This is a genomic window from Nocardioides sp. Root140, from assembly GCF_001426745.1.
Classification (GTDB): domain Bacteria; phylum Actinomycetota; class Actinomycetes; order Propionibacteriales; family Nocardioidaceae; genus Nocardioides.
On record NZ_LMFI01000010.1, the window covers coordinates 96,857 to 120,819 of the forward strand.

General features: G+C 69.9%; 24 protein-coding genes. 4 read left to right on the forward strand and 20 right to left on the reverse strand.

What is annotated here, in order from left to right; all coding sequences use genetic code 11:
* Positions 1-31 precede the first annotated feature (31 nt).
* The gene (locus tag ASD30_RS10960; protein ID WP_056681367.1) at positions 32-1,069 is read left to right on the forward strand and encodes a fatty acid desaturase family protein; all 1,038 of its coding nucleotides are present in this window, start codon (positions 32-34) and stop codon (positions 1,067-1,069) included.
* Between the two features lie 119 nt (positions 1,070-1,188).
* On the opposite strand, the gene ASD30_RS10965 is transcribed toward ASD30_RS10960, so the two are convergent.
* From ASD30_RS10965 to ASD30_RS10975, 3 genes are read right to left on the reverse strand one after another with little or no spacing between them, the layout of a single operon-like run.
* Positions 1,189-2,202, reverse strand: a complete 1,014-nt coding sequence (locus tag ASD30_RS10965) for an SGNH/GDSL hydrolase family protein (protein WP_056681368.1) — start codon at positions 2,200-2,202, stop codon at positions 1,189-1,191.
* A 29-nt stretch (positions 2,203-2,231) separates the two neighbouring features.
* Positions 2,232-2,660 (reverse strand): SRPBCC family protein, encoded by a 429-nt coding sequence (locus ASD30_RS10970; RefSeq protein WP_056681369.1) that lies wholly within the window; start codon positions 2,658-2,660, stop codon positions 2,232-2,234.
* The gene (locus ASD30_RS10975) at positions 2,660-3,487 is read right to left on the reverse strand and encodes a lysophospholipid acyltransferase family protein (protein ID WP_056681370.1); all 828 of its coding nucleotides are present in this window, start codon (positions 3,485-3,487) and stop codon (positions 2,660-2,662) included. Before ASD30_RS10975 ends, ASD30_RS10970 begins: the two co-directional genes overlap by 1 nt.
* Positions 3,488-3,697: 210 nt before the next feature.
* Between ASD30_RS10975 and ASD30_RS10980 the strand changes: the two genes are divergently transcribed.
* Positions 3,698-3,928, forward strand: coding sequence for a hypothetical protein (locus tag ASD30_RS10980; protein WP_056681371.1), 231 nt, complete (start codon positions 3,698-3,700; stop codon positions 3,926-3,928).
* 43 nt (positions 3,929-3,971) lie between these two features.
* Here ASD30_RS10980 and ASD30_RS10985 read toward each other — a convergent pair whose 3' ends face one another.
* Both ASD30_RS10985 and ASD30_RS10990 read right to left on the reverse strand, forming a co-directional pair.
* Entirely contained in the window at positions 3,972-4,637 is a 666-nt protein-coding gene (locus ASD30_RS10985; RefSeq protein WP_057294810.1) for a snapalysin family zinc-dependent metalloprotease, read from the reverse strand.
* Positions 4,638-4,747: 110 nt separating this feature from the next.
* Positions 4,748-5,539, reverse strand: a complete 792-nt coding sequence (locus tag ASD30_RS10990) for a GNAT family N-acetyltransferase (protein ID WP_056684820.1) — start codon at positions 5,537-5,539, stop codon at positions 4,748-4,750.
* Between the two features lie 63 nt (positions 5,540-5,602).
* Between ASD30_RS10990 and ASD30_RS10995 the strand changes: the two genes are divergently transcribed.
* Positions 5,603-6,190, forward strand: a complete 588-nt coding sequence (locus ASD30_RS10995; protein ID WP_056681372.1) for a hypothetical protein — start codon at positions 5,603-5,605, stop codon at positions 6,188-6,190.
* A gap of 146 nt (positions 6,191-6,336) precedes the next feature.
* On the opposite strand, the gene ASD30_RS11000 is transcribed toward ASD30_RS10995, so the two are convergent.
* The 4 genes from ASD30_RS11000 to ASD30_RS11015 all read right to left on the reverse strand — a co-directional run bounded on the left by ASD30_RS11000 (position 6,337) and on the right by ASD30_RS11015 (position 10,697).
* A complete protein-coding gene (locus ASD30_RS11000) occupies positions 6,337-8,004 on the reverse strand; it encodes an ABC-F family ATP-binding cassette domain-containing protein (protein ID WP_056681373.1) in 1,668 nt (555 codons plus the stop codon).
* A gap of 54 nt (positions 8,005-8,058) precedes the next feature.
* Entirely contained in the window at positions 8,059-8,550 is a 492-nt protein-coding gene (locus ASD30_RS11005; RefSeq protein ID WP_056681374.1) for a hypothetical protein, read from the reverse strand.
* Between the two features lie 62 nt (positions 8,551-8,612).
* Positions 8,613-9,689 (reverse strand): redox-regulated ATPase YchF, encoded by a 1,077-nt coding sequence (gene ychF, locus ASD30_RS11010; protein WP_056681375.1) that lies wholly within the window; start codon positions 9,687-9,689, stop codon positions 8,613-8,615.
* Positions 9,690-9,755: 66 nt separating this feature from the next.
* On the reverse strand, positions 9,756-10,697 hold the full coding sequence (locus ASD30_RS11015; protein WP_056681376.1) for a hypothetical protein: 942 nt from the start codon (positions 10,695-10,697) through the stop codon (positions 9,756-9,758).
* A gap of 185 nt (positions 10,698-10,882) precedes the next feature.
* On the opposite strand from ASD30_RS11015, the gene ASD30_RS11020 reads away from it, so the two are divergent.
* A complete protein-coding gene (locus tag ASD30_RS11020; RefSeq protein ID WP_056681377.1) occupies positions 10,883-11,254 on the forward strand; it encodes a hypothetical protein in 372 nt (123 codons plus the stop codon).
* Here the strand turns inward: ASD30_RS11020 and ASD30_RS11025 are convergent.
* The 11 genes from ASD30_RS11025 to ASD30_RS11075 form a co-directional block, all read right to left on the reverse strand.
* Positions 11,251-11,847: a LutC/YkgG family protein gene (locus ASD30_RS11025; RefSeq protein ID WP_056684823.1), complete on the reverse strand. Its 597-nt coding sequence runs from the start codon at positions 11,845-11,847 to the stop codon at positions 11,251-11,253. The genes ASD30_RS11020 and ASD30_RS11025 overlap by 4 nt on opposite strands.
* Positions 11,844-13,325, reverse strand: coding sequence for a lactate utilization protein B (locus tag ASD30_RS11030; protein ID WP_056681378.1), 1,482 nt, complete (start codon positions 13,323-13,325; stop codon positions 11,844-11,846). The genes ASD30_RS11025 and ASD30_RS11030 overlap by 4 nt, the downstream gene beginning before the upstream one ends.
* Positions 13,322-14,095, reverse strand: coding sequence for a (Fe-S)-binding protein (locus tag ASD30_RS11035; protein WP_056684826.1), 774 nt, complete (start codon positions 14,093-14,095; stop codon positions 13,322-13,324). The genes ASD30_RS11030 and ASD30_RS11035 overlap by 4 nt, the downstream gene beginning before the upstream one ends.
* A gap of 11 nt (positions 14,096-14,106) precedes the next feature.
* Positions 14,107-15,531: a rhamnulokinase gene (locus ASD30_RS11040; RefSeq protein ID WP_056681379.1), complete on the reverse strand. Its 1,425-nt coding sequence runs from the start codon at positions 15,529-15,531 to the stop codon at positions 14,107-14,109.
* A gap of 6 nt (positions 15,532-15,537) precedes the next feature.
* Complete coding sequence (locus ASD30_RS11045) at positions 15,538-17,583, reverse strand: bifunctional aldolase/short-chain dehydrogenase (RefSeq protein WP_156388496.1); 2,046 nt, start codon at positions 17,581-17,583, stop codon at positions 15,538-15,540.
* Positions 17,584-17,588: 5 nt separating this feature from the next.
* Positions 17,589-18,752: an L-rhamnose isomerase gene (gene rhaI / locus ASD30_RS11050; protein WP_056681381.1), complete on the reverse strand. Its 1,164-nt coding sequence runs from the start codon at positions 18,750-18,752 to the stop codon at positions 17,589-17,591.
* Positions 18,753-18,759: 7 nt separating this feature from the next.
* Entirely contained in the window at positions 18,760-19,119 is a 360-nt protein-coding gene (locus ASD30_RS11055; RefSeq protein WP_056681382.1) for an L-rhamnose mutarotase, read from the reverse strand.
* Between the two features lie 108 nt (positions 19,120-19,227).
* Positions 19,228-20,244, reverse strand: a complete 1,017-nt coding sequence (rhaS, locus tag ASD30_RS11060) for a rhamnose ABC transporter substrate-binding protein (protein WP_056681383.1) — start codon at positions 20,242-20,244, stop codon at positions 19,228-19,230.
* Between the two features lie 2 nt (positions 20,245-20,246).
* Positions 20,247-21,332: an ABC transporter permease gene (locus tag ASD30_RS11065; RefSeq protein WP_056681384.1), complete on the reverse strand. Its 1,086-nt coding sequence runs from the start codon at positions 21,330-21,332 to the stop codon at positions 20,247-20,249.
* On the reverse strand, positions 21,329-22,405 hold the full coding sequence (locus ASD30_RS11070) for an ABC transporter permease (RefSeq protein WP_056681385.1): 1,077 nt from the start codon (positions 22,403-22,405) through the stop codon (positions 21,329-21,331). The genes ASD30_RS11065 and ASD30_RS11070 overlap by 4 nt, the downstream gene beginning before the upstream one ends.
* Positions 22,402-23,919 (reverse strand): sugar ABC transporter ATP-binding protein, encoded by a 1,518-nt coding sequence (locus ASD30_RS11075; RefSeq protein ID WP_056681386.1) that lies wholly within the window; start codon positions 23,917-23,919, stop codon positions 22,402-22,404. Before ASD30_RS11075 ends, ASD30_RS11070 begins: the two co-directional genes overlap by 4 nt.
* Between the last annotated feature and the right edge of the window lie 44 nt (positions 23,920-23,963).

A 23,963-nucleotide genomic window follows, 5' to 3' on the forward strand; every position in this document is an offset into this window, starting at 1 on the left:
GTCAGACTCGTAAGAGGCGTTGACTCGAAGCATGAGCATCGACCTGCACACCGAGCCGACCAGCCGCCGCGATCACGGCGGATCCGACTTCGCCGAGCTGCGGCGCCGCATCGACGACGCCGGCCTTCTCGACCGCCGCCCCGGCTACTACGCCGCACGCTTCGCCCTGCTCGGCACGGCGGTCGTCGTGGGCTGGGCGTCGTTCGTGGCCATCGGGAGCACCTGGTGGCAGCTGGTCACGGCCGTCGTACTCGCTGTCGTGTTCGCGCAACTTGCCCTGCTGGCCCACGACATCGCGCACCGCCAGGTCTTCCGGACCCGGCGACCGAGCGAGATCGCGGGTCGCCTGGTCGGCAACCTCGGCGTGGGCATGAGCTACGGCTGGTGGATGGACAAGCACACCCGTCACCACGCGAACCCGAACCACGAGGAGCTCGACCCCGACGTCTCACCCGACCTGCTGGTCTGGTCGCAGGACCAGGCCCGCAACGCCAGCGGGGCGGCCCGCTTCATCGGGAAGTACGAGGCGTTCCTCTTCTTCCCACTGCTGACCCTCGAGGCGTTCAACCTGCACATCTCGAGTGTGCGCGCCGTGTTGAAGCCGGGCCTCAAGGAGCGCCGCCTCGAAGGTGGCCTCCTGCTGGCCCACTTCGTGATCTACCTCAGCCTGGTCTTCACCGTGCTCTCCCCCGGGCTCGCCATCGCCTTCATCCTGCTCAACCAGGCCGTCTTCGGCCTCTACCTCGGCTGCTCGTTCGCGCCCAACCACAAGGGCATGCCGACGCTGACCGGCGACCGCGAACCCGACTACCTGCGCAAGCAGGTGCTCACCTCGCGCAACGTGCGCGGCGGCCCGGTGGTCGACGTCGCCCTCGGCGGACTGAACTACCAGATCGAGCACCACCTGTTCCCGAGCATGCCGTGCGCCAACCTGCGCCAGGCACGGCCGATGGTGCGGGACTTCTGCGCCGAGCGCGGCGTGGAGTACGCCGAGGCAGGGCTGGTCGAGTCCTACACGATCGCCCTGCGCCACATGCACTCCGTCGGCGAACCGCTGCGCGCTGCCTGAGCCGACCGCGAGCGCACGATTGATGTCGTGCCCAGGCCCGGAAACGACCGAAATCGTGCACTCAACGCCTGGCTGGTTGCGCTTGCCGTCCACCCGAATCGCCTGTCAGCGGGCACCGCTCACCGGCTGCGGACCTGCTCGAGCACCGCGCGGAACTGCGCCGCGGCGCCGGCGGAGTTCGGGTGGGCGGGCACTCCGACGGCCGGACCGTTGACGGACACTCCGACCACTTCGACGTACCGCTTGTCCGGTGGGGCGCAGACGTCGTGCCCGATCGACGGGGTGTAGGTGTCGACGAACTCGGCACCGCCCTTCCGTGCGGCCCGCTGCACCATCGAGTTGAGGCTGCGGAAGGTCTGGTAGAGGTAGGCACGGTCCGACTCGGTCATCGGCAGCTGCGGGTAGCAGGTGTGCGTCGGTACGGCGGCGAGGTAGTCGACCATCAGGATCCGCGCCCTCGGTGAGCGCTGGTGGATCTGGCGCAGGGCACGCACCAGCTTGGGCTCGGAGGCCTTGATCTGCTTGGCGAGCACGTCGACTCCCCCGGCCGTGAAGCGCTCCTTGCAGCCGCCGAGCGGCAGCTGACCCGGCACCAGCGGGAGTCCGAGACTCGGCAGCGGCGGCACCGTCCCAGCGGGAAGCGGCAGGGCCTGCGGGAGGAGGCTCAGGCAGTCGAGTGCCGCCGAGGCGATGCCCGCGTCGTTGCCACCGATGCCGACGGTGACCAGGTCGGTGGTGCGGGTCAGCCGCGCGAACTGGGGCGGGTTCGTCTGGCCGGTCGGCAGCTTCTGGGCCCGGTAGAAGTCGTCGGTGGTGGCCGACCCGCAGGTGGCGTCCCGGTGCACCCTGACGCCCAGCCGCCTGGCCAGCAGCTTCGGGTAGTTGGTCTGCGACTGTGCACACCCGAGCGGCACGTGGCGGGTGTCGGGTGTGCCGTTCAGGTCAGCGAGCTTCACGTCGGCCGACCACGAGTCGCCGAGGGAGACGTACTCCCGGTAGACGCGTTTCGCCTGTGCGGGCTGGGCAATCTCCGCCGAGGATCCGGCGGCCACCGCAGGTGAGGGAGCGTGGGCCAGGGCACCGAGGGCCAGTGCAGCGAGGACGATCCCGGACACCTGCAGGCGAGGCTTCATGCCTGCTCAACGCGGCGCCGTGGCCCAGGTCACGCCAAGCGGTCGAACTCCAGGTGGTGGCGCAGCTGCTCCAGGCCGGCCGTCAGGTGCCGGGCCATGATGCCGCGCCCGAGGATCTCGGAGAGCCGGGCCATCAGGAGCCCGCTGAGCCGCAGGGACAGGGACGAGGTCACCAACGACCCGTCGGGGTGGTCGGTCACCTCGAGCCGGAAGTCGCTGGTGGTGCCGCGCACGGAACGCCACACGAGGGTGCGGGAGTCAGGGTTCTCGAGCAGCACGCGACCGCCGACGTGGATCGTGCCGACGTCGAGGAACACGTCGTACTCGCCGTCCCCGAGGCGCTCGAAGCGGTCGATGCCGCCCATGATCGGGAAGAGCCGGTCGGGGTCCGTGGCGAAGGCGGCGACCTCCTCCGGTGGGCGTCGTACGACGATCGTGCGGGTCACGTTGGTGGCCATCAGCCGAGCACCGGGATCACGGTGCGGGTGGCCAGGTTCGACAGTCCGACCTGCATGAGGCTGGTGACGTAGTCGTAGGCCTCGTCCCAGTCGGGGTCGTCGCCGAACAGCTCACGCAGGTCGATCGGCGGGAGCACCTGGATGCGGATCTTCGCCGGCAGCGGGACGTGCGGCAGGTCGCCGGGCAGCAGCCCCCACGGGAAGCTGATCGACAGTGGCAGGGTCTTGAGCCTCAGAAGCTTGTCCAGCTTGAGGAATCTCGCGGTGGCGCGGCCGTCGTTGAGCACGAAGAACGTGTCCTGGCCGCCGGTCGCGACCACCGGCACGATCTTCACGTCGTTGCGGTGGGCCAGCCGCAGGAAGCCCTTCCGTCCGTCGAAGACGATCTTGTTGCGGTCGCGCCACGGCCGCAGGGCCTCGACATCGCCCCCGGGATAGACCATCACCGAGGCGCCTGCGGCGAAGAGCTCGTCGGCCTTCTCGTTGCCCGCGGTGACCATGCCGAACTTGCGGGCGAAGTCACCGACCACCGGCGTCATCGCGATGATCCTGTGCCCAAGGCCGGCCAGCGGGCGACCCTCGACGGTGAAGTACGTGTGGTAGGCCAGCGTGAACACCCAGGTGTCGGGGATGTTGGCTCCGCCGCTGTGGTTGCCGACGAACAGCACCGGCTCGTCGGGCACGTTCTCGAAGCCGTTGACCTCGGGACGGAAGTAGAGGCTGGTGCCCAGCCACAGTCGCGGCAGCATGCGCCGGATGAAGTCGGGGTCGCGCCCCTCGAGCCCCTCGGGCCGGGGCGCCAGCAATCGGGCGAACGGCAGTCCCACGCGTCCTACTCCTCATCGTGGCCGCGGTGTGCGGCCATCAGGTGCAACGCGCGAGCGGTCCGTTGGTGACGGTCACGTGGGCGAGGTCTCACGCCCACCCCGGGTGTGACGGCCAGGCCTGGTCGCCGGCCGCACCCGGGGTCGCGGTTGAGTCGCCGCCCCCACGCAAAAGCGGTGGCGGTCGTCGTACGGCGACGGTTGACTGGCCCGGTGAGCAACGCGCCGGAGGGCTTCGACCACACCGTCCGCAAGGACGGCACCGTCGTGATCACCCACCACGGCAGGCCGGCCGGCGTGCTCCGGGGCCGTCGCGCCACCGAGTTCCTCGACGACGCCGAGGCTGGCGACGCCCAGGAGCTGATGGCCCGGCTGACCGGCAACTACAAGCACGGCAACGAGCGCACGGCACGGTCCCACCCACGCAACCGGGACTCACGCTGACCGTGCCCGGCGCAGGAACGCACGGTCAGGCCCGCGCCGAGTCTCAGGCCGCGGGTCGCAGCGCGACGCCGTACTGCCAGATCGTGTCTACCTCGGCGGACTCCACCGAGTCCGGGTAGGCGTTCGTGCACGACGGGCCGGGGCCACCACCGGACATCAGCTTCGAGCACGGCTGGGTGTAGCGGTCGGGCAGGCCGAGCGCGTGGCCAGTCTCATGGGCGACGATGCGCAGCGGCGCGTAGACGTCGGCCTGGTCGTAGTCGATGAAGATCAGGCCGCTGCCGTGGCCGTCGCCCTGGTAGTAGGACCCGTTGGACGACGAGCCCTCCTCGAAGTAGAGGGTCGCGCGGCTCGGGTCCTCGACGAGCTGAACGTTGCCGACCGACGAGTTCCAGATCTGCTCGGTCCCCGAGACCTCGCTGGCGAACGACGGAGCGTCGGTCGCGTCGTAGTAGACAGTCGTGACGGCGGCCGGGGCCTTGGCGACGCCGTCCGCCTTGTCGGCCCGGGCCTGGGCCTTGGCGGCGGCGAGCTGCCGTTCCAGCCGCTGGTTCTGCTCCTTGTCCAGGTCGTTGGGCAGGTACGCCGAGGAGCCGCCGGAGCGCTCAGTCGTGGGAGCCGACGCCGTGGTGGTGGCTGCCGGAACTGCTGCGGTTCCGGCGAAGGTGAGAGCCGCTGCGAGGAGTGCGAGCGGTGTCCTGATGGCCATGGGAATGTCCTTCCAGGTTGTTCCCGAGAGTTGCCTTGCCTCTCGTTCCTAACCCGTCGGACGCTCCCCCGTCTGCGGTGCGCAGCGTTTTGACTTTTGACAGTTGTGGCTCAGCGCCGCCATTCGTATGGCGTCGTGGTCGACACCTTCAGCAGCCCGGAGCGCTCCAGGATCGGTCGGGAGAACTCGGTCGAGTCGCTGTTCATCAGCGTCTTCCCGCGGGCCAGCGCCGAGTTGGCACGCGCCGCGGTGAGTGCGCGGTAGATGCCCTTGCCACGCCATTCCGGGCGGGTCGAGCCACCCCAGACACCAGCGAACTCTGTGCCCGCGACCGGCTCCAGACGGCCGGCACTGACGATCACCCCGTCGGCCTCCGCGACCCAGAGCTCCATGCCGTCGTCCTTGGCCAGCCGAGACAGCATGGCCTGGGTCATCTGCTCGGCGTCGCCGGGCTCGTCGCCGAAGACCTCACCCTGCATCCGGCACATCGCGAGCACGTCGTCCGGCTCGGTGACCTTCCGCAGCGTCACGCCGTCGGGAAGCTCCACCTCGCCGGCCAACAGCTTCGCCTCGCCGATCATGATCGACTCCGACTCCTCCTGCACGAACCCGTTCTCCAGCAGTGCCTGGTGCAGTCCGGGTGCCCGGTCGTGGCCGCGGGTCTTCCACTCCACCTTGGTGATCCCGGGGTCTGCCCGGTAGTGCTCGAGCGCCTCGCCGACCAGCCGTCGGATCTCGTCGGCGTCGGCGTCGCCGAGGTCCTGGTAGGTGATGAACCCGCGGCCTCCCGCGAACGTCACGAGGCGCAGCGGCCCGAGGCGGGTCACGGACGCCGCACCGGGCGTCTCGGCGTCGGTGCGCAGCTGTTCGTCGTACGCGGCCAGGAGCTCGTCAGGGTTCATGGCCGCCACTCTGGCAGTCGGCCGCTTCGGAGTGCCACCGCATTTCCGGCACAATGGCGCCCGATGAGCGATGCACAGGTCTGGTACGTCAGCTACGGCTCGAACATGAGCCGGACCCGCCTCGCGACGTACATCGCCGGTGGCCGGCCGCGCGGAGCCGTCACGACGTACGTCGGCGCGCGCGACGCGACCCTGCCGGTGCACGACGTGCCCGTCGTGCTGCCGGGGCGGCTGTACTTCGCGGGCGAGTCAGCGAACTGGGGCGGCGGCGTGGCGTTCTACGACCACGACGCGCCCGGGCCGACCGAGGCGCGCGCCTACCTGATCACCGCCGAGCAGTTCGCCGACGTGGCCGCCCAGGAGATGTTCCGCATCCCCGAGCCCGGGGACCCGCTCGAGGAGGTCGTGATGAACGGGCTCGAGACCGGCCGCCACGAGGCCGGGCCCGGCCACTACGAGACGCTGATCGAGGTCGGCCGCCGCGACGGCCTGCCGATGCTGACCTTCACCGCACCCCACGGGTTCGACGCCGTCCCGCACACGCGGCCCACCCCGGCGTACCTCGCGATGCTGGCCGAAGGCCTGCGGGAGTCGCGCAACTGGTCGGCCGCTCAGGTGGAGGCCTACTTCGCCCGGGTCATCGCTCCCTGACGACCAGCGCACCGCCTTCTGCAGTGAGCGTGGGTACGCCGACTGCGGTCGGGTTCGGCAGCAGGGTCGGGGTGGTCATGGTGGGTGTCTACCCCGACGCCGGCGGTTGAACCTGCGGACCGGAAACCCGCGTGTCCCCGGGGCGCCTACAGCTCCCTGACCTGGCCCGCCTCGACCCGCAACAGGCGGTCGGTGTGCACGTTGGCGAGCATGCGCCGGTCATGGGTGACCAGCAGCAGTGCCCCGTCGTACGCCGTGAGGGCCTGCTCGAGCTGCTCGATCGCGGGGAGGTCGAGGTGGTTGGTCGGTTCGTCGAGGACCAGCACGTTGACGCCCCGCGCCTGCAGCAGGGCGAGGCCGGCCCGCGTGCGCTCTCCCGGTGACAGCTGGTCGACGGGGCGACCCACGTGGTCGGCCTTGAGCCCGAACTTGGCCAGCAGGGTGCGCACCTCGCCCGACGCCAGGTCAGGCATGAGCTCTTCGAAGGCCGCGGCCAGGGGCCGGGACCCGGCCAGCAGCGAGCGCGCCTGGTCGACCTCGCCGATCTGCACGCTCGTGCCGAGGCTCGCCGTGCCGGTCACCGGTGACTGTTGTCCGAGCAGCGCCCGGAGCAGCGTCGACTTTCCGGCGCCGTTGGGTCCGGTGATGCCGATCCGCTCCCCCGCGTTCACCTGCAGCGACACCGGCCCGAGCGTGAACGAGCCCTGGCTGAAGGTCGCGTCGTTGAGCGTCGCCACCACCGAGCTGGAACGCGGAGCCGAACCGATGCTGAACTCGAGCTGCCACTCCTTGCGTGGTTCCTCGACCTCTTCGAGCCGGGCGATCCGGCTCTCCATCTGGCGCACCTTCTGGGCCTGCTTCTCGCTCGACTCGGTGGCGGCCTTGCGCCTGATCTTGTCGTTGTCCGGCGCCTTCTTGATCGCGTTGCGCACCCCCTGGCTCGACCACTCGCGCTGGGTTCGGGCCCGGGAGACGAGATCGGCCTTCTTCTCCGCGAACTCGTCGTACTTCTCCCGCTCGTGGCGGCGCACGGTCGCGCGCTCTTCGAGGTAGGCGTCGTAGCCACCGCCGAACACGCGGTTGGAGCCCTGGGCGAGGTCGAGCTCCAGGACCCGGGTGACACAGCGGGCGAGGAACTCGCGGTCGTGGCTGACCAGCACGACTCCCCCACGGAGCCCGTGCACGAACTCCTCCAACCTCTCGAGCCCGTCGAGGTCGAGGTCGTTGGTGGGCTCGTCGAGCAGCACGACGTCGAACCGTGAGAGCAGCAGCGAGGCCAACCCGACACGGGCCGCCTGCCCGCCCGAGAGCGAGGTCATCAGGGCATGCTCGACGTTCGTCCCGTCGAGGTCGAGACCGAGCTCGGCAAGCACGCCCGGCAGGCGGTCTTCGAGGTCGGCCGCGCCACTGGCCAGCCAGTGGTCGAGTGCCGACGAATAGGCGTCGTTGGGGTCGACACCGGTGGCCACCGAGGCCGACGGGTCGGCCAGTGCTGCCGCCGCGGCATCCATCTCGGCGGTCGCCGCGGCGCAGCCCGTACGGCGGGCGACGTAGCCGGAGACGGTCTCGCCGGGGACGCGTTCGTGCTCCTGGGGCAGCCACCCGACGAAAGCGTCGGCCGGTGAGAGTGCCACCGACCCGGACAGTGGCTCGTCGAGGCCGGCGAGCAGCCTGAGCAGGGTCGACTTGCCGGCGCCGTTGGCACCGACCACTCCCACGACGTCGCCGGGTGCGACGGTCAGGTCGAGGGAGTCGAAGAGGGTGCGGTGGCCGTACCCTCCGGCCAGGCCCCGGGCCACGAGGGTTGCAGTCATGGTCCGATCCTGTCACTGGCCGGTCGGCAACCGTCCGGCCGCCGTCCGGTCGACCTAGCCGGACTTGCGCCCGGCGACCGTTCCCGGAGCCTCGATCAGGGCCAGCGCCTCGCGGTCCTTGATGACCTTGGGGTTCGACGACACGATCCCCGCGTCGAGGTAGATCTGGTCGAGACTCCCGCGCCCGCCCCCGCTGACTGCCCGCGCCAGAGGCCCCATACCGAGGAACAGCAGGACGCAGACCGCCGTCACGGCGAGCGTGACGTTGGTGCCGACACCCACCCGTGGCAGGACGAGCCACGCCACCACGACGCCGACGACCGCGATCCCGGCCACGACCAGGAGCACGTTGGAACGCCGGGCAAAGGTGCTCTGGAAGTCGTCGAGGCGCTCGTCCAGGGCGTAGAGGTCCGAGAGCTCCAGCCGCCGGTTCGTGTCGTGGCGCAGGTACTTCAACCGGTCGTTGTCGGGGCCGGGCGGCCAGGTCTGGAGGACCGTGCCGTCGGCGGCGATGAACCACTGGGGCTTTTCGGACTGCTCGCTCATCGACACTCCTCGTGCGGCGTCGCCCGGACGACGTGACGCTCGAGAAGATCGTACGGCGTGACTCAGACGTTGAAGCGGAACTCCACGACGTCGCCGTCGGCCATCACGTAGTCCTTGCCCTCCATGCGCACCTTGCCGGCCTCCTTGGCCTTCTGCATGGTGCCCAGGCCGATGAGGTCGTCGAACGAGACGATCTCGGCCTTGATGAAGCCGCGCTGGAAGTCGGTGTGGATCACCCCGGCCGCCTCGGGAGCCGTGGCGCCCTTGGGGATCGTCCAGGCCCGCGTCTCCTTGGGGCCGGCGGTCAGGTAGGTCTGCAGTCCGAGGGTGTCGAAGCCGACCCGGGCCAGCTTGTCGAGGCCGGGCTCGGTGATGCCCATCTCGGCGAGCATCTCCCGTGCTTCGGCGTCGTCGTCGAGCTCGACCAGCTCGGCCTCGAACTTCGCGTCGAGGAAGATCGCCTCGGCGGGCGCGACGAGGGCGCGCATCCTGTCCTTCAACTCTTCGTCGCCGAGCTCGTCGGAGTCGCAGTTGAAGACGTAGATGAACGGCTTGGCAGTGAGCAGTGAGAGCTCGCGGATCAGGTCGCGGTCGATCTTGGTGGCGATGATCGGCGTACCGGCCTCGAGCGCTGCCTTGGCCTCCTTGACCGCTTCCGCCTTGGGCGCGACGTCCTTCTTGATGCGCGCCTCCTTCTCCAACCGCGGCAGGGCGTTGTCCACCGTCTGCAGGTCGGCGAGGATCAGCTCGGTCTGGATGGTCCCGATGTCGGAGCCGGGGTCGACCTTGCCGTCGACGTGGGTGACGTCCTCGTCGCGGAACACCCGGGTCACCTGGCAGATCGCCGAGGACTCACGGATGTGCGCGAGGAACTTGTTGCCCAGGCCCTCACCCTGCGAGGCACCGGCCACGATGCCGGCGATGTCGACGAACTCGACCGTCGCGGGCAGCAGCTTGGCCGATCCGAACACCTCGGCGAGCTTCGGCAGGCGCTCGTCGGGCACGCCGACCACCCCGACGTTCGGCTCGATGGTCGCGAACGGGTAGTTCGCCGCGAGGACGTCGTTCTTGGTCAGTGCGTTGAAGAGCGTCGACTTGCCAGCATTGGGGAGCCCGACGATTCCGATGGTGAGTGCCACGGGCGGTGAGTCTACGGCCCGCGTGCCCCTCCCCCGGAATCGAGCCGGACCGGGCACTCGACCCGGTCAGCGCGGCAGCTGTCGACGTACTGCCTTCACCCGCTGCGCGTGCCACAGCAGGGCGCCGATCACGACCGCGAGATAGACCGCGTACGCAGACAGCACCGCCACGTGGTGGTCGCGCGCGATGCCGGTCACCACGATCGAGAAGAGGAGCACCCCGGCGGAGGCAGCGGTCCACATCAGCCGGCCCGCATCGAGGCGGCCGAGCAGCACGGTCATCAGGGCCAGCACCCCGAAGACCAGGTGCGGCAGCGGCACACCGAACGACTCGTCCCGGGTGACCGCGAGGACCAGGAACGCGATCTCCGCGAGCACGCCGAGGCCGAGCAGCACCATCACCGCGAGACCCGCTCGCTGGACGGCGGCCATGCCCTGCAGCAGGCCCCGGTCGACCTCGATGAAGTCCTGATCGACAGGCTCCGCGGCTTCGGTGAGCCCCCCTTCACGCGATTCGGACTCGCTGGAGAACGGCCAGTCGAGCTCGTGGAAGGTCCCCGCCAACCACTCGTCGTCGAGCACCTGCACCCCGGTCAGCCGGGCAAAGGTCTCGGCGACCGCGTCGGACTCGAACTGCTCCTGGGCGAACGCCGCCTCCTCCTCGGGCCACGGCTCGCCGAGTGAGTCCATCACGTCGCCGGCGTTGAGCACCCGCTCGTGCTCGCGTTCGCCGTCACGCATCCACAAGACGTGCACGTCCGCGGTGCTGCCGAACACGGCGACGACGGCGCGGGCGTCGAGCTCGCGCGAGACCTGCTGCACCTCGTCGAGCAGCTCCGGCGACGCGCAGGCGAAGACCAGCTGGCCGTCACGGACGCCGACGTACGGCGTGCCCTCCTCGAGTGCCAGGTCGCCGGACGTGGTGGCCCCGGTGGTCCTGATGCCGAGCCCGGCCAGGTCTTCGAGCCGGGTGTCGGCGAGCGCCGCGATCGTGAAGTTGAATCCCATGGCCGGTGTCTACCACGCCCTCCCGGTCGGAACGAGCGTTGCAGTTCGTACGTCGGCGGACGTCGAACTGGTCGAACTGCAACACTCGGCGGCCGACCCCGATGCCGTGCCGTGCCCCCGAAATTGACGATGCCGGACGCCCTCCGACTCCCTAACGTGGGCCTTGGGACAGAGGGAGGGACACCATGCCCAGGCTCGCTGCTGCATTCACGGCCGCCATCACGACGAGGGACCGGGCGCGCCTGAGTGCCCTGTTCGCCGACGACATCGACTTCCGGGGCCTGACCCCGCACCGGTTCTGGGAGGCGCACACACCCGACGAGGTCGCCTCGGTCATCCTCGACCACTGGTTCGAGGAACACGACCGCATCGTCAACGCCCACCTGATGGACGTCGTGACCGTCGCCGACACCCAGCGGATGGGCTACCTCTTCGAGCTCGAGACCCCTGATGGCGCGCACGTCGTGGAGCAGCAGGCGTACTACCGCACGGACGGCGAGCGCATCTCCTACCTCCGGGTGCTCTGCTCCGGATTCCGGCCCGTGGTGCCGGGCTAGCCGACGACGATCACGTGCAGCACCCGGGGGCCGTGCACGCCCTCGACCCGGTCGAGCTCGATGTCACTGGTGGCCGACGGGCCGCTGATCCAGGTCAGTGGTCGGGACGGGTCGAGGAGCCCGACGGCGTCCGGCACGTCGGGCACCACCTGGTCGGCGCGTACGACGCAGACGTGGTGGTCGGGCACCAGCGAGAGTGCACGGCGGCCCTGGTCGGGTTGATGGTCCAGGACGATCGTGCCGGTCTCCGCGATGCCCAGACGGGCGGCGGTGACCACGGCGTCGACAGCGTCGAGCTCGACAGCGGTGAGGCCGTCGTCGACGACCGCGCCGGGCACCTCGATCTCGAGGCCGGGCGGCACGACCACGCTCGCACCGGACGGCAGTGCGGCGCGCACGCGCTCCTCGAGGTCGGACCCGTCGCAGCGCTCGACCACGGCGCGGTAGTCGGCCACTCGCTCGAGGAACAGTGCGACCACGTCCTCGGGTCCACCCTCGTGGCGGGGCGCCGGAGGCACGTCGACGTCTGCTTGCCGGTCGACGTCGGCCAGCGCCGCCCGGACCCGGCCGAGGATCTCGTCGCGGGCGCTCATGACCGGCCCCCCGACGTACGCCGCCACCATGCGCGGAACGACTCCGGCGGCGGCGCCGGCAGGTCGCGGGCCGACGTCCATGCGGCGCCCGGTCCGGGAACGCGTCGTACGGCGGCCCGCCCGCCGGGAAGACGTGAGCGTCCGAACCGGCCGACGACTCGACCTGCGAGACCGGAGAGCCGTTCGGCGAAGGCCAGTCGCCGCGCGTCGGAGAAGGCGTACGACGCGGCCTTCATCGCCACCGCCTCGGGCTTGGGCGGCCGGTCCCCACGATGGGAGTCGACCACCTTCGTCCGCAGGTGCACCAGCACCTCCGGGATGTCGATGCGCACCGGGCAGACCTCGAAGCAGGCACCGCACAGCGTGGAGGCGTAGGGCAGCGAGTCGGTCTGCTCGTCGACGCCGGTGCCCTTGAGCAGCGGGTTGAGGATGGCGCCGATCGGGCCCGGGTAGACCGAGCCGTAGGCATGGCCGCCGGTGCGCTCGTAGACCGGGCACACGTTGAGGCAGGCCGAGCAGCGGATGCAACGCAGGGCCTGGCGACCGACCTTGTCGGCGAGGGCGTTGGTGCGGCCGTTGTCGAGGAGCACCACGTGCACCTCCTGCGGCCCGTCGCCGGGGGTGACGCCCGTCCACGTCGAGGTGTAGGGGTTCATCCGCTCGCCGGTCGACGACCGGGGCAGCAGGCGCATCATGGGGTCGAGCGACTCCCAGGTCGGAAGCACCTTCTCGATCCCGACCACGGAGACCAGGACGTCAGGCAGGGTCAGGCACATCCGGCCGTTGCCCTCGGACTCCACGACGACGAGCGTGCCGGTCTCGGCGATCGCGAAGTTGGCCCCGGAGACGGCGACCTTGGCGCGGAGGAACTTCTCGCGGAGGTGCTCACGGGCGGCCCCGGCCAGGGCGGCGGGGTCGTCGGTCAGCCCCGCGGGGGCCGGGCGACCGGCGGCGGCCATCCGGGTCCGGAAGATCTCGCGGATCTCCGCACGGTTGCGGTGGATGGCCGGCACGAGGATGTGGCTGGGCAGGTCGTCACCGAGCTGCACGATGAGCTCGGCGAGGTCGGTCTCCCAGGCGGAGATGCCCTCCGCGGCGAGCGCCTCGTTGAGCTCGATCTCCTGGGTGACCATCGACTTCACCTTCACGACCTCGTCGGCGCCGTGTCTCTTGGCGACCTCCGCGACGACGGCGCACGCCTCGGCGGCATCACGGGCCCAGTGCACCACCGCTCCGTGGGCGACGAGCTGTTCCTCGAGCTGCACCAGGTGGGTGTCGAGCGAGCGGAGTGCGGACTCCTTGACCGCGGCCCCGACCAGGCGCAGCTCCTCCCACTCGGGCAGCTCGGCGACCACCCCGGCCCGCTTGGCACGGATGGTGCCGGTGGCGTGGGCCAGGTTGTGGCGCAGCTGGGGGTCGGCCAGCGCCTCGCGGGCGGCTTCGGGGAAGGCCGGCATGCCGACGAACGTGGCGCTCATGTCGTGACTCCCTTGCCGCGTGCCACGTCGGGCAGGGTCACGGGCTGCGTCTCGTCCGGTTCGGTCGCAGCCAGGATCTCGGCCAGGTGCATCACCCGCACCCCGGCCTGCTGGCGCGAGAGCATCCCGCCGATGTGCATGAGACACGAGTTGTCGCCGGCCACCAGCACCTCGGCATTCGTCTCGCGCACGTGGCGGGCCTTGTCGGCACCCATCGCCACCGAGGTGTCCGCGTTCTTCATCGCGAAGGTGCCGCCGAATCCGCAGCACTGGGTGGCCTCGGGCAGCTCGACGAGGCGCAGCCCGCGCACCGCCTCGAGCAGCTGTCGTGGCCGGTCGCCGACGCCGAGCAGACGCAGCGAGTGGCACGTCGGGTGGTAGGTGACCTGGTGCGGGAAGTAGGCCCCGACGTCGGTGACGCCCAGGACGTCGACGAGGAACTCGCTCAGCTCGTGCACCCGTGGCCCGGTCTCGGCGACCGCCTGCACCAGGGCCGGGTCTCCCGAGCGCTCGGCCACGAGACCGTGCTGGTGACGACAGGTGCCGGCGCAGGAGCCGGACGGCGTGACCACGGCGTCGTACCCCGCGAACGCCTCCACCCAGGTGCGGACCACCGGCACGGCCTCGTCGAGGTAGCCGGTGTTGACCATCGGCTGCGAGCAGCAGGTCTGGGCCTCGGGGAACTCGACGTCGACACCGAGGCGACGCAGCAGCGTGACCACCGCCTTGCCCGTGTCGGGAAACATCGCGTCGTTCACGCAGGTGACCATCAGTGCGACCTTCACCCGGCCACCCTCGCAGACTTCGACCGTGGAATGAACCGTCGTGGCTCGTGCGTGGACGCCACCAGCCGACGCAGCGCCTCGAGGTCACCGGACACGGCGCCGACAGTGCGCCCCTGGACCAGGATGTTGCCGAGGGCCGTGGCTTCCACCGGTCCGGCCAGGACCGGCAGCCCGCAGCGATCGGCGGTCAGCTGGCAGAGCAGCTCGTTGAGTGCACCCCCGCCGACGACGTGCACCACGTCGACCCGCCGACCCGACAAGTGGCTTGCGCGTCGCACGCTGACCGCGAAGGCCTCGGCCAGGCTCTCGAGGATGCTGCGCACCGTCGACGCACGATCGGCGGGCGGTGCCACGTCATGCTCGACGCACCACGAGGCGATGCGACCGGCCATGTCACCGGGCGGCAGGAAGCGCGGGTCCTGGACGTCGAAGACGGGCACCGGTGCGGTCACGGCTGCGGCCTCGGCCAGCAGCGTCACAAGTGGCGCTGACCGTCCGGTGCGCTCCCAGCCACGGATCGCCTCGCTGAGCAGCCACAGGCCCATCACGTTGGTGAGGAACCGGACCCGTCCGTCGACGCCGCCCTCGTTGGTGAAGTTGGCCTCGCGCGCGGCGTCGCTCAACACCGGGGCGGGCAGCTCGACCCCGACCAGGCCCCAGGTGCCACAGGAGATGTACGCCGCGGTCTCGCCATGCATCGGCACGCCCACCACCGCGGAGGCGGTGTCGTGGGAGCCGACGGTGGTGACGGTGAGCCCGGACAGGACGTCGGGCAGCGCCGGCCCTGTCACCGGGCCGACGACCGTGCCCGGGTCGACGAGGTCGCCGAAGAGCTGTTCGGGCAGGCCGAGCCGCCGGATCAGGGCTCGGTCCCACTCCCCCGTGAGTACGTCGAGCAGCCCGGTCGTCGATGCGTTCGTGCGCTCGGTCACCGGCACCCCGGTCAACCAGAAGGCGATCAGGTCCGGCACCAGCAACAGGCGGTCCGCCCGGTCCACCAACGGGTCGGCGGCCAGTTGGTAGAGGGTGTTGAAGGGCAGGAACTGAAGGCCGTTGCGTGGGTAGAGCTCCTCATGGGGCAGCACGGCATGCACGACGTCCACGCCGGCGGTGCGGCCCGCGTCGCGGTAGTGGAACGGCTCGGCAAGGAGCCGGCCCTCGCTCAGGAGCCCGTAGTCGACGGCCCAGGAGTCGACCGCCACCGAAGCCAACCTGCCGAGGCTCGAGGCCACCGCTGCACGCAGCCCGTCCAGGACGGCGTCGTAGAGGCCGGACACGTTCCAGTGCAGGCCGTCGCCGGTGCCGACCGGTTCGTTCGCGAGCCGGGCGACGACGTCGAGGCGGAGCCGGTCCGGGCCGACCTCTCCGAGCACGACCCGACCACTGGAGGCGCCGAGGTCGACCGCGGCGACATGCACCATGACCGGCTACCTGAGGAAGGCCGCCGCCACCCCGGCGTCCACCGGGATGTGCAGGCCGGTGGTCTGGGTGAGGTCCGGGCCGACCAGGGCGTACGCCGCGGAGGCGACGTGGTCGGGCAGCACCTCGCGCTTGAGCAGGGTGCGCTGGGCGTAGAACGCGCCCAGGTCCTTCTCCTCCACGCCGTAGACCGCGGCCCGGTTGGCACCCCAGCCGCTGCTGAAGATTCCCGAGCCCTGGACGACACCGTCTGGGTTGATCCCGTTCACGCGGATGCCGTGCTCGCCGAGCTCGGCGGCCAACAACCGCACCTGGTGCGCCTGGTCGGCCTTGGTGGCGGAGTAGGCGATGTTGTTCGGACCCGCGAAGACCGAGTTCTTGCTGGAGATGTAGACGATGTCGCCGCCCAGCCCCTGCTCGATCATGGCGACCGCTGCGGTGCGGGCGACCAGGAACGAGCCCTTGGCCATCACGTTGTGCTGGAGGTCCCAGTCGGCGACGGTGGTCTCGAGCAGCGACTTCGACAGCGACAGGCCGGCGTTGTTGACGACCAGGTCGAGGCCGCCGAAGGCCAGCAACGCCTCGGCCACGGCCCTCTCGACGGCAGCTTCGTCGGAGACGTCGACCTGCACCCCGACGGCGACGTCGGTGCTGCCGAGCTCTGCAGCAGCTGCCTGCGCCTTGTCCAGTGACAGGTCGGCGATGACCACGCAGGCGCCCTCGGCGGCGTACCTGGTGGCGATCGCCTTGCCGATGCCGGAGGCGGCACCGGTGACCAGGGCGATCCGCGTCGCCAGCGGCTTCGGCTTCGGCATCCGCTGGAGCTTGGCCTCCTCCAGCGCCCAGTACTCGATGCGGAACTTCTCCGCCTCGTCGATCGGGGCGTACGTCGAGAGTCCCTCGGCACCACGCATCACGTTGATCGCGTTGACGTAGAACTCCCCCGCGACGCGGGCGGTCTGCTTGTCCTTGCCGAAGCTGAACATGCCGACCCCGGGCACCAGGACGATCAGCGGGTCGGCGCCACGGATCGCCGGGCTCTCCGGGGTCGCGTGGCGGTCGTAGTAGCCCTGGTAGTCCTCGCGGTAGGCGGCGTGCAGCTCGCGCAACCGGGCCACCGACTCCTCGACGGTCGCCGAGGCGGGCAGGTCGAGCAGCAGCGGCTTGACCTTGGTGCGCAGGAAATGGTCGGGGCAGCTGGTGCCGAGGGCGGCCAGTCGCGGGTGCTCGGTGGCGGCGAGGAAGTCCAGCACTTCGGTCGAGTCGGTGAAGTGGCCGACCATGGGACGGTCGGCGGACGCGATGGAACGGATCGTCGGCACCAGTGCAGCAGCCTTGGCGCGGCGCTCGGCCTCCGGCAGGGCGGCGTACCCCTCGAGTGCCGGGCCGAAGGGATCGGGTCGGGACTGCTCCGCGATGTGGGTGGCCGCGGTCTCGATGATCCAGAGGGAGTTCGCCTCGGCCTCTTGGGAGGTCTCGCCCCACGCGGTGATGCCGTGGCCGCCAAGGATGCAGCCGATGGCCTCGGGGTTCTGCTCCTTGATCGCGGCGATGTCGAGTCCGAGCTGGAAGCCGGGCCGGCGCCACGGCACCCACACGACCTTCCCCTCGAAGATGACCTCGGTCAGCTTCTCACCGTCGGCGGCGGTCGCGATGGCGATGCCGGAGTCGGGGTGCAGGTGGTCGACGTGCGCCGCGTCCACGAGGCCGTGCATCGCGGTGTCGATCGACGGGGCGGCGCCGCCCTTGCCGTGCAGGCAGTAGTCGAAGGCGGCGACCATCTCGTCCTCGCGGTCCACGCCCGGGTAGACGTCGACCAGGGCGCGCATCCGGTCGAGCCGGAGCACGGCCAGGCCGGAGTCCGTCAAGGTGCCGAGGTCGCCGCCGGAGCCCTTCACCCAGAGCAGCTCGACGTCCTCGCCGGTGACCGGGTCCTTCTCGATGCCCTTGGCGGAGGTGTTGCCGCCGGCGTAGTTGGTGTTGCGGGGGTCCGCGCCGAGACGGTTGGACCGGGTCACGAGCTCGGTCACGGTGGGGTTGACGTCATTCGCCATGGGGATCAGTTCCATCCTGCTTGGTGGCCGCCGACTCGGTCGGCCGCGATCTGCTGCTGGTAGCCGCTGGCCGCGTAGGCCGCCATCGGGTCGGCCGGCAGCCCGCGCTCCTCACGCCAGCCGGCCAGGTCGCGTCGCACGTCGGTGTAGAAGGCGTCCATGAAGACCGAGTTGGCGGCGAGCACGTCACCGTCCTCCCGCGCGGAGGCCAGGGCGTCGGTGTCGAGGAGCAGTGCCCGTGCCGTCATCTCCTGGACGTTGAGGACGGAGCGGATCTGGCCGGGCACCTTGTCCTCGATGTTGTGGCACTGGTCGAGCATCAGGGCGACGTCGCTGTCGGGACCGAACCCCCCACCGCGGATCACCTCGACGATGATCCGGAACAGCTGGAACGGGTCGGCCGCGCCGACGATCAGGTCGTCGTCGGCGTAGAAGCGGCTGTTGAAGTCGAACGAGCCGAGCTTCCCGAGCCGCAGGAGCTGCGCGACGATGAACTCGATGTTGGTGCCGGGGGCGTGGTGACCGGTGTCGAGGCAGACCATCGCCTTGTCGCCGAGGGCGCTCACGTGGGCGTACGACGTGCCCCAGTCCGGGACGTCGGTGTGGTAGAACGCCGGCTCGAAGAACTTGTACTCGAGCACCAGCCGCTGGTCGTCGCCGAGTTGGTCGTAGATGCGCTGCAGGCTCTCGGCCAGCCAGTCCTGGCGGGCCCGGATGTCGCCCTGGCCCGGGTAGTTGGTGCCGTCGGCCAGCCAGATCTTGAGATCGCGCGACCCGGTCGCGTTCATCACCTCGATGCAGTCCAGGTTGTGCTGGACCGCCTTGTCCCGCACCTTGGGGTCGGCGTGGGTGAGGCTGCCGAGCTTGTAGTCGTCGTCCTGGAAGGTGTTGCTGTTGATGGTGCCCAGCACCACGCCCTGGTCCTCGGCGTACGCCTTGAGCGCGGCGAAGTCGTCGACCAGGTCCCACGGGATGTGCAGGGCGACCGACGGCGCGAGCCCGGTGAAGCGGTGCACCGTGGCCGCGTCGGCGATCTTCTCCTCGACGGTGCGCGGCGTGCCGGCACTGCCGAACACCTTGAAACGGGTGCCCGAGTTGCCGTAGGCCCAGGAGGGGACCTCGATGGCGAGCGCCCCGAGGCGCTCGGTGATGTCTGCGAAGGTCGTCATGTCTCTCTCACTTGCTGGTGCGGTGCGCCGGGAGGCGCCCGAGCTGGTCCTCGAGGTGGAAGACCTCACGAAGCTGGACGAAACCGGTGTCTGGCCGGGCGTCGCCCAGCTCCTCGAAGAACTCCGACATCTCGGCCTGCCAGCGGGCGTTCACGTGCGTGGTGGCCATCCCTGCAACGGCCTCCTCGATGGAGGGCGTCTCGACGTAGCCGATCAGCAGGCCGTCGTCGCGCAGGAACAGGGAGTAGTTGTGCCAGCCGTGTGCGGCCAGGGCCTCGAGCATCTCGGGCCACACCTCCGCGTGTCGGGCGACGTAGTCCTCGATGCGGTCTGACCGGACCTGGAGCTGGAAACAGGCACGCTGCACTGTCGCCTCCTTCGCGGATGACGGGCTGGACGGTTGGGTTGGTGTCGAGGGCGCCGGCCGGACCAACCACGGAACGGCCGGCGCCCTCGGGAACGGGGAGTGCAGCGATCAGAAGTTGAAGTCGCCGATGTTGTCCTTGGTGAAGACGAACGGGTCGCCGAGCAGCACCTCACCGTCGGCGCCCACCGTGTACTCGCCGAGCTTTCCGGCCTTGAAGGTGTCGCCCTCCTCGCCCTTGATGTCGCCGTCGACGAGCGCCTTCGCGACGTACGCCGCCAGGTAGCCGAGGTCTTCGGGGTTCCACAGCGCGAACTCGGCCACGGTGCCGTTCTCGACGTACTCGCGCATCTGGTTGGGGGTGCCCAGACCGGTCAGCGCGACCTTGCCCTTCTTGTCGGAGTCCGACAGGTAGCGGGCCGCAGCGGCGATGCCGACGGTGGTCGGCGACACGATGCCCTTGAGGTTCGGGTGCGACTGCAGCAGCGCGGCGGTCTTGTCGAAGGAGGTCTGGTCGTCGTCGTCGCCGTAGACGGTGTCGACGAGCTTGATGTCGGGGTGGTTGGCCGCGAGCTCCTCCTCCATCATCTTGATCCAGGCGTTCTGGTTGGTCGCGTTCGCCGACGCCGAGAGGATCGCGATCTCGCCCTTGTCACCGATCGCCTTGGCGATCATCTCGACCTGCACCTTCGCGATGCCCTCGGCGCTGGCCTGGTTGACGAACGCGTCACGGCAGTCGGTCTCGGTGTCGGAGTCGAAGGTGACGACCTTGGTGCCTGCGTCACGGGCCTGGTTCAGTGCGTCACAGATGGCCTTCGGGTCGTTGGCCGAGACCACGAGCCCCTTGACCTGCTGCTGCGCGGCGGTGTTGATGTACTCCACCTGGCCGTCGGGGGTGGCCTCCTGGGGTCCGACCTCCTCGAACTTCCCACCGAACTCGTCGACCGCGGCCTTGCCGCCCTTGTCGCTCGTGTCGAAGTAGGGGTTGCCGAGGTTCTTGGGCAGGAACGTCACGGTCACCTCGTCGGAGGAACCGCCGCCGTCGCCGCCACCGCATGCGGTGAGGATCATCGCGCCGCTGAGCAGGAGTGCCGCAATCGCGCAGGCCCGCTTCGAGTGCAACTTCATGGTCATTGCCTTCCTTCTGTTCCCACGCCGGCCGGCGCGACTGAGGGGCTCGGGCCCCGCTTGTTCCGTCTGGTCGCGGTTGTCGAGGACAGCCATGCCAGGACGCTGTTGGACATCACCGAGGCCACGAGGAGCAGACCGATGATGATGTTGATGACGTTGACGGTGTAGTGCTCCAGGCGCAGGGCGCTGGCGATGACACCGATCAACAGGACTCCCGCGATCACGCCGTGCAGTCGCCCGCGGCCGCCGAAGATGGACACGCCACCGAGAAGGACGGCGGCGATCACGCGCAGCTCCATGCCGGAGGCGTTGTCGCCGCGGGAGCTGCCGAACCGCAGCGTGTAGTAGATCCCGGCCAGGGCCGAGACGACCCCGGCCAGCATGAAGAGGATCAGCTTGGTGCGGCGCACGTTGACGCCGGTGAAGTGGGCGGCCTCGGTGTTCAGGCCGATGTCGTAGACACCTCGGCCGAACGAGGTGAAGTGCAACAGGAAGGCGAACACCAGGGCCAGCAGGATCACGATGATGATCACCTGTGGGTACGGCGAGTCGCCGATGTTCTCCTTGGCCCGGGTCGTCCACTTCTCGGGGAAGTCCGTGACGGCCTTGGTGCCGAGCAGTCCGACCGCGAGTCCGCGGTAGAGCGCCAGGGTGCCGATGGTCACGGCCAGCGACGGCAGGCCGACGTACGCGACCAGGAAGCCGTTGAGCGCCCCACAGAGCAGGCCGACGACGAGGGCGGCCAGGCCGGCGGCCGGGATCGACCAGCCGTCCTGGTGCAGCACCCCGACCAGCACACTGCTCAGTCCCACGACGCTGGCGACGGACAGGTCGATCTCGCCGGTGATGATGATCAGGGTCATCGGCAGCGCGATCAACAGGATCGGCGTCATGTCCTGCAGCAGGAACGTGATGGTGAGCGGGCCGTCGAAGAACGCGACGTTGTTGAGCGCGTAGAACCAGACGGCCAGCAGCAGGGCGATCACCGCGGCTTCGCGGGTGAACAACCAGCGTTGCCACAGGGGGCGGCCGTACGCCGGGTAGTCACGGGTGGTGGGTCCGGCGGTCGTGGTGGTCGCGTTCATGACTCATCCCTCGCTGTGACGAGCTTGCGGGCCTGCCGGAGCGCGAGGATCCGGTCCAGGACGATGGCGCTGAGGATCAGGGCGCCGACGACGGCGCGCTGCCAGAAGTCGGGGATGCCGAGGATGGGGAGGGCACGGTCGATGGTGACCAGCAGGATGGCGCCGAGCGAGGCTCCCCACACGGTGCCGCTGCCGCCGAAGATCGCGACCCCGCCGATGACCACCGCGGCCACGGCCTCGAGCTCGATGCTGGTGCCGGCGCCCGAGCTGACGGTGCCGTAGCGGGCCGCGTAGACGACACCGGCCAGACCGGCAAGGGCGCCGCTGAAGACGAACGCGGCGATCACGCGGCGCCGGACGGGCAGGCCGTAGAGGACCGCGGCGTCCGGGTCGGAGCCGATCGCGTAGAGCTCGCGCCCTCCGCGATGCGAGTGCAGGTAGTAGCCGACGAGGCAGACCACGACAGCGGCCACCATGAACAGCACCGGGATGCCGAGCACGGACCTGGTGCCCAGGCTGAGGAATCCCTCGGGCATGTCACTGGCGTTGACCCGGTCGCTGCCGGCCCAGCTGAGCACGATGCCGCGGTAGACGTACATCGTGCCGAGGGTGATCACGAGCGCGGGCACCTTGCCGATCGCGACCAACAGCCCGTTGACCAGCCCGAGCAGGGCACCGGCCAGCATTCCGGCCGCAACCACGGCCACGACCGGCAGGCCGGGGTGGTCGATGAACAGCCGGCCGGTGAGGTACGCCGTGAACGCCAGCACGGACCCGACCGACAGGTCGACGTTGCGGGTGATGATCACGACCGCCTGACCGGCCGCCAGGAGCAGCAGGATCGACGGGGTGAGGAGCAGGTCGCGCCAGGAGTTGGAGCTGAAGAGGAAGCTCGGTGTCTTGACGGTGGCGGCCGCGATGACCAGCAGCAGCACCAGCAGGATCGACATCTCGCGTGAGCGGAAGACGGTGTTGAACAGTCGCGTCGACCGCGACTGGCTGCTCGGCTCGATGAGCCGCTCGAGCTCGGCGCTGGGCGCGGCCTCGGTCGGCCGGATGGTGGTGTCGCTCATGCGGAGGCCTCCTGGAGGGTCTGCGTGGCGGCCTTCATGACGACCTCGGGGGTGGCCTGGTCGCGCGGGATGTCGGCGGTGAGCCGTCCCTCGCAGAGGACCAGGACGCGGTCGGCCATCCCGAGCACCTCGGGCAGCTCGGAGGAGATCATCAGGATCGCCATCCCCTGCCCGGCCAGCTCGGAGAGCAGCCGGTGCACCTCGGCCTTGGTGCCGACGTCGATGCCGCGGGTGGGTTCGTCGATGATCAGGAGCCGTGGGTTGGTGGCCAGCCACTTGGCGATGACGACCTTCTGCTGGTTGCCGCCGCTCATGGTCGCCGCCGTGGCGTCGAGGGCGCTGGTCTTCACCTCGAGCCGGGACGCCCAGGGCCGCGCCGCCCGGCCCTCGTCGGCGCCACGGAGGATGCCGAAGGTGCCGAGCCCGCCGCGGACCACACCGGCGATGTTGCGGGCCACCGAGGCCTCGGTGACCAGGCCCTGCTTGCGACGGTCCTCCGGGACGAATGCGATGCCGCGGCGGATCGCCACGCTGGGCTTGTGCTTGGGGATGGTGCGGTCGGCCAGGGTGACCGTGCCGGAGTCGTAGGAGTCGACGCCGAAGATGGCCCGGGCGACTTCGCTGCGACCGGCTCCGACCAGCCCGGCCAGGCCGACGATCTCGCCGGCACGGACCTCGAAGCTGACGTCGTGGAACACACCGGTGGACGTGAGGTTCTCGACGGTCAGGACCGGCCCGCCGATGGCGGCCGGGGTCTTGGGGAACAGGTCTCCGACCTCGCGGCCGACCATCATCTCGACGATCGCATCGACGTTCGTGGTGCTGGTCTCGACCGTGTCGACGTACGAGCCGTCGCGCATCACGGTGATGGTGTCGCAGAGGCCGAACACCTCGTCGAAGCGGTGGGAGATGAAGATCAGCGCGCGCCCCTCGTCGCGGAGGCTGCGGGCGACGGCGAAGAGGCGGTCGACCTCCACCCCACTCAGGGCCGCGGTGGGCTCGTCCATGATCAGCAGCCGGGCGTCGAGCGAGATGGCCTTGGCGATCTCGAGGATCTGCTGGTCCGCGATCGACAGCCCGAGCGCGGGTCGCCGCGGGTCGATGTGGACGCCGAGCCGGGCAAAGAGTGACTCCGCCTCGGTGTGCATGGCGCGGCGGTCGATGCGGCGGCCGCGGCCGAGCGGTTGGCGGCCCATGAAGATGTTCTCGGTGACCGTGAGGTCGGGGAACAGGGTCGGCTCCTGGTAGATCACCGCGACGCCGGAGTCCTTGGACTCGGCGGTGCTGGAGAAGTCCACGGACTCACCACCGAGCAGGAACTCCCCCGAGTCGCGTCGGTGGACACCGGCGACGATCTTGACCAGCGTCGACTTGCCGGCGCCGTTCTCGCCCACCAGCGCGTGGATGGACCCGGCGCGGGCCTCGATGCGGCCGGACCGCAGGGCCACCACGGGGCCGAACGACTTGGAGACGTCGCGGAGCTCGAGGACGACCTCGCCGCTTCCTGCGGGCATCTGCTGCCTCCGGTTCTTCGTTGATTGAAAGGTTTCAAGTTTCG